Source organism: Maribacter sp. 6B07 (assembly GCF_002700155.1).
GTDB classification, from domain to species: domain Bacteria; phylum Bacteroidota; class Bacteroidia; order Flavobacteriales; family Flavobacteriaceae; genus Maribacter; species Maribacter dokdonensis.
The window spans coordinates 1-5841 of record NZ_PDUT01000007.1 but is presented as its reverse complement, the minus strand read 5'-3'; the positions used below and the strand labels follow the sequence as shown (position 1 = coordinate 5841).

Sequence of the window (5841 nt, the reverse complement as noted above, 5' to 3'; positions counted from 1 at the left end):
GGTATGAGGAAGAGGAGTTATGAATAGGGGGGGGAAAAAGGTTAATTTAGAGGTTGGTTGGTCAGGGAAAAAAAAGAAAGAATATTTTTTTTAGAAATAAGTTGCCAGGTTAAAAAACAGTTGTATATTTGCAGCCGCTTAGGGAAACACCTAAGGGAAACGAAGCCGGGAGGGTCGCAGGGTCCAAGGGCGGAGTGGATGGAAGTTCATTGAAATATTGTGGAGATTATAAGAATCGAGAACGGGTGAGGACCTGTTCGAGAGGAACACGAATTAAGAAACATACCATATAATATGCCTTGTGCATATTTGGATATATTGAATCGAGAGTCGGGGCCGGGATGGATTTGGTTTCGTTGGGACGAATATTTACAAAACAACGATGAAGAGTTTGATCCTGGCTCAGGATGAACGCTAGCGGCAGGCCTAACACATGCAAGTCGAGGGGCAGCGGGGAAAAGCTTGCTTTTCCGCCGGCGACCGGCGCACGGGTGCGCACCGCGTATGGAACCTGCCTTGTACAGGGGAATAGCCCAGGGAAACTTGGATTAATGCCCCGTAGTACCGTATTTCGGCATCGTTATACGGTTAAAGCCTTCGGGCGGTACAAGATGGCCATGCGTCCCATTAGCTTGTTGGTAAGGTAACGGCTTACCAAGGCTACGATGGGTAGGGGCCCTGAGAGGGGGATCCCCCACACTGGTACTGAGACACGGACCAGACTCCTACGGGAGGCAGCAGTGAGGAATATTGGACAATGGAGGAGACTCTGATCCAGCCATGCCGCGTGCAGGAAGAATGCCCTATGGGTAGTAAACTGCTTTTATACGGGAAGAAAAAGAGCTACGTGTAGCTTACTGACGGTACCGTAAGAATAAGGACCGGCTAACTCCGTGCCAGCAGCCGCGGTAATACGGAGGGTCCGAGCGTTATCCGGAATTATTGGGTTTAAAGGGTCCGTAGGCGGGCCGATAAGTCAGGGGTGAAAGTCTGCCGCTCAACGGTAGAACTGCCTTTGATACTGTCGGTCTTGAGTTATAGTGAAGTTGCCGGAATATGTAGTGTAGCGGTGAAATGCATAGATATTACATAGAACACCGATTGCGAAGGCAGGTGACTAACTATATACTGACGCTGATGGACGAAAGCGTGGGGAGCGAACAGGATTAGATACCCTGGTAGTCCACGCCGTAAACGATGGATACTAGCTGTCCGGAACCTTGAGTTCTGGGCGGCCAAGCGAAAGTGATAAGTATCCCACCTGGGGAGTACGTTCGCAAGAATGAAACTCAAAGGAATTGACGGGGGCCCGCACAAGCGGTGGAGCATGTGGTTTAATTCGATGATACGCGAGGAACCTTACCAGGGCTTAAATGCATATTGACAGGGTCAGAGATGACTTTTCCTTCGGGCAATTTGCAAGGTGCTGCATGGTTGTCGTCAGCTCGTGCCGTGAGGTGTCAGGTTAAGTCCTATAACGAGCGCAACCCCTACCGTTAGTTGCCAGCATGTCATGATGGGGACTCTAACGGGACTGCCGGTGCAAACCGTGAGGAAGGTGGGGATGACGTCAAATCATCACGGCCCTTACGTCCTGGGCCACACACGTGCTACAATGGCAGGTACAGAGAGCAGCCACGTCGCAAGGCGGAGCGAATCTATAAAACCTGTCACAGTTCGGATCGGGGTCTGCAACTCGACCCCGTGAAGCTGGAATCGCTAGTAATCGGATATCAGCCATGATCCGGTGAATACGTTCCCGGGCCTTGTACACACCGCCCGTCAAGCCATGGAAGCCGGGAGTGCCTGAAGTCCGTCACCGTAAGGAGCGGCCTAGGGCAAGATCGGTAACTAGGGCTAAGTCGTAACAAGGTAGCCGTACCGGAAGGTGCGGCTGGAACACCTCCTTTCTAGAGATTGTCCTTTTAAGGACGGTCCCTGGCGAAACGAAGAATCGGAATAACGGTCCCGGTCTTTTGGTTTAATACGATTGTTTCCAAAAAAAATAGTGTTCGAAGAAAAATAAAGATCTCCATAATCATGATATATAAGTAATTGCTTTTCCGAGAAGGTATTTATACTGAAAAGGAAGAGTAGGGACAGTCCCATAGCTCAGCTGGTTAGAGCGCTACACTGATAATGTAGAGGTCGGCAGTTCGAGTCTGCCTGGGACTACAAACAAGAAAGGGTGCCCATCGGGCATTACGTTCATATATTGAAATATTGAAGGAAATTTTAGAAGTTGTGCTACCTGTCAACTGTAAACTGGCAACAGCCGACTTATGGAATTGGGGGATTAGCTCAGCTGGCTAGAGCGCCTGCCTTGCACGCAGGAGGTCATCGGTTCGACTCCGATATTCTCCACCAGGTCAATAAACAATGACCAATTTACAATTAACAATTTATTGTTGATTGTTCACTGATAATTGTTTTATTGCGAAACGTTCATTGACATATTGGAACAGGAGGTAAGACATTTTTAATGTTTTATCGACTAAAAAAGAAAGAAACACGAATCTTTATTAAGTAAAGAGTACGAATCAAGAATAGAATAGATTAAAGATCTGGCGACAAGCTGGAAAAGGGCGTATGGGGAATGCCTAGGCTCTCAGAGGCGAAGAAGGACGTGATAAGCTGCGAAAAGCTGCGGGGATCGGCACACACGATATGATCCGCAGGTATCCGAATGGGGCAACCCGTTATATTGAAGGTATAACATCCGCAAGGAGGCAAACCCGGGGAACTGAAACATCTAAGTACCCGGAGGAGGAGAAAACAAAAGTGATTCCGATAGTAGCGGCGAGCGAAATCGGATTAGTCCAAACCGTACATGTTCCGGCATGTGCGGGGTTGTAGGACCACGACATTCGAGATGTAATGAACTAGAACGCTTTGGAAATAGCGGCCATAGAGGGTGATAGTCCCGTATAGGCAAAGAGCATTTAGATAGTGGTATCCTGAGTAGTGCGGGGCACGTGAAACCCTGTATGAATCCGGCGGGACCATCCGCCAAGACTAAATACTCCTGAGAGACCGATAGTGAACCAGTACCGTGAGGGAAAGGTGAAAAGAACCGTGAATAACGGAGTGAAATAGATCCTGAAACCATACGCTTACAAGCGGTCGGAGCCCATATGGGTGACGGCGTGCCTTTTGCATAATGAGCCTACGAGTTACTTTTACTGGCAAGGTTAAGTTCTTCAGGAACGGAGCCGTAGCGAAAGCGAGTCTTAATAGGGCGCCATAGTCAGTAGTAGTAGACGCGAAACCGTGCGATCTACCCATGGGCAGGTTGAAGCTGTGGTAACACATAGTGGAGGACCGAACCCGTTGACGTTGAAAAGTCTTGGGATGACCTGTGGGTAGGGGTGAAAGGCCAATCAAGCTCGGAAATAGCTCGTACTCCCCGAAATGCATTTAGGTGCAGCGTGTAGATAGTTTTATAGAGGTAGAGCTACTGATTGGATGCGGGGGCTTCACCGCCTACCAATTCCTGACAAACTCCGAATGCTATAAAATGTTTCTGCGCAGTGAGGGCATGGGTGCTAAGGTCCATGTCCGAGAGGGAAAGAACCCAGATCACCGGCTAAGGTCCCAAAGTATATGCTAAGTTGATATAACGCGGTGGAACTGCATTGACAGCCAGGATGTTGGCTTGGAAGCAGCCATTCATTTAAAGAGTGCGTAACAGCTCACTGGTCGAGCGGTTCCGCATGGATAATAATCGGGCATAAGCATATCACCGAAGCCGTGACTTTGTATTTATACAAGGGGTAGGGGAGCATTGTAACTGCGTCGAAGGCGTACCTGCGAGGGATGCTGGAGCGGTTACAAACGAAAATGTAGGCATAAGTAACGATAATGCGGGCGAGAAACCCGCACGCCGAAAGACCAAGGTTTCCCCAGCTATGCTAATCAGCTGGGGGTCAGTCGGGACCTAACGCGAACCCGAAGGGGATAGTGGATGGACAACAGATTAATATTTCTGTACCTGCTCACGCTAAAAGTGACGGAGGCGAGAAGTTGGTGCGTACAGACGGAATTGTACGTTGAAGGGAGCGGTAACGCCCCGATAGTACACCGAGGCCACGGCCAAGGTGATAATCCAGCATATCGACTTCCAAGAAAAGCGAGTGAAGCAGCCCGTACCGTAAACCGACACAGGTGGTTGGGATGAGTATTCTAAGGCGCTCGAGAGATTCATGGCTAAGGAACTAGGCAAAATAGACCCGTAACTTCGGGAGAAGGGTCGCCCCCTTATGGGGGGCCGCAGTGAAGAGGTCCAGGCGACTGTTTATCAAAAACACAGGGCTCTGCAAAATCGAAAGATGACGTATAGGGCCTGACACCTGCCCGGTGCTGGAAGGTTAAGAGGAGATGTCATTCCTTCGGGGAGAAGCATTGAATTGAAGCCCCAGTAAACGGCGGCCGTAACTATAACGGTCCTAAGGTAGCGAAATTCCTTGTCGGGTAAGTTCCGACCTGCACGAATGGTGCAACGATCTGGACACTGTCTCGGCCATGAGCTCGGTGAAATTGTAGTATCGGTGAAGATGCCGGTTACCCGCAGTGGGACGAAAAGACCCCGTGCACCTTTACTATAGCTTCGTATTGACCTTGGTCAAGCAATGTGTAGGATAGCTGGGAGACTTTGAAGCTGCATCGCCAGGTGTGGTGGAGTCATTGTTGAAATACCAGCCTTTGCTTGTCCGGGGCCTAACTCTCTTATGAGAGAACAGTGCGTGGTGGGTAGTTTGACTGGGGTGGTCGCCTCCAAAAGAGTAACGGAGGCTTCTAAAGGTGCCCTCAATACGGTTGGCAATCGTGTGTAGAGTGCAATGGCACAAGGGCGCTTGACTGAGAGACATACAGGTCGATCAGGTTGGAAACAAGAGCATAGTGATCCGGTGGTTCCGCATGGAAGGGCCATCGCTCAAAGGATAAAAGGTACGCCGGGGATAACAGGCTGATCTCCCCCAAGAGCTCATATCGACGGGGGGGTTTGGCACCTCGATGTCGGCTCGTCACATCCTGGGGCTGGAGAAGGTCCCAAGGGTTGGGCTGTTCGCCCATTAAAGTGGCACGCGAGCTGGGTTCAGAACGTCGTGAGACAGTTCGGTCTCTATCTACTGCGGGCGTTAGAAATTTGAGTGGATCTGACTCTAGTACGAGAGGACCGAGTTGGACCGACCGCTGGTGCGCCAGTTGTTCCGCCAGGAGCATCGCTGGGTAGCTATGTCGGGATCGGATAAGCGCTGAAAGCATATAAGCGCGAAACCGGCCACAAGATGAGATTTCTTTAAAGGGCCGTGGGAGATGACCACGTTGATAGGCTATAGGTGGAAGGGCAGTAATGTCCGTAGCCGAGTAGTACTAATTGCCCGTCAGGCTTGCGCATACGTACGTCCCGTTTTTAGGAACGGGGCGGACGACGATCTTTACTTCTTTCTTTTTATACCGAAACATACTTTTATAATATAAGTGCTTCTTTCCTTTATAGGAATCCTGTTCCATTCATGTCAACGATATTGCGGCGAAGGCCGCGGTCGGCAATGTCCGATCCAAAACTTAGGTGGCCATGGCGACGGGGCCCACCCCTTACCATTCCGAACAGGGAAGTTAAGACCGTTTGCGCCGATGGTACTGCTATACCAAGTGGGAGAGTAGGTAGCCGCCTTTTTCGAAAGCCCCTTACAGTAATGTAAGGGGCTTTTTTTATACCCTAAAGTGAAAGTGACCGGGGTGATATAAGTATTACCCTATCTTCATACGGACTGTTATACTTCTAGTGCAATTATAAGTAAGTATTACGATTGGTAGGCGCTAGGTGAGGGGAAAGAG

Annotated in this window: 2 tRNA genes and 3 rRNA genes; all 5 read left to right on the top strand. The window is 49.8% G+C overall.

The features are described from left to right. The first annotated feature begins 379 nt into the window (after positions 1-379). The 5 genes from CSC80_RS19290 to rrf all read left to right on the top strand — a co-directional run bounded on the left by CSC80_RS19290 (position 380) and on the right by rrf (position 5680). Positions 380-1910: ribosomal RNA gene (locus CSC80_RS19290) — 16S ribosomal RNA — on the top strand. Between the two features lie 191 nt (positions 1911-2101). Then, positions 2102-2175 (top strand) — tRNA-Ile (locus CSC80_RS19285). Positions 2176-2290: 115 nt separating this feature from the next. After that, positions 2291-2367 (top strand) — tRNA-Ala (locus tag CSC80_RS19280). Positions 2368-2567: 200 nt separating this feature from the next. After that, positions 2568-5398: ribosomal RNA gene (locus CSC80_RS19275) — 23S ribosomal RNA — on the top strand. A gap of 170 nt (positions 5399-5568) precedes the next feature. Beyond that, positions 5569-5680, top strand: a 5S ribosomal RNA gene (gene rrf, locus CSC80_RS19270). Together the 16S, 23S and 5S rRNA genes with 2 tRNA genes alongside form the textbook arrangement of a ribosomal RNA operon. The last annotated feature ends 161 nt before the right edge of the window (positions 5681-5841 follow it).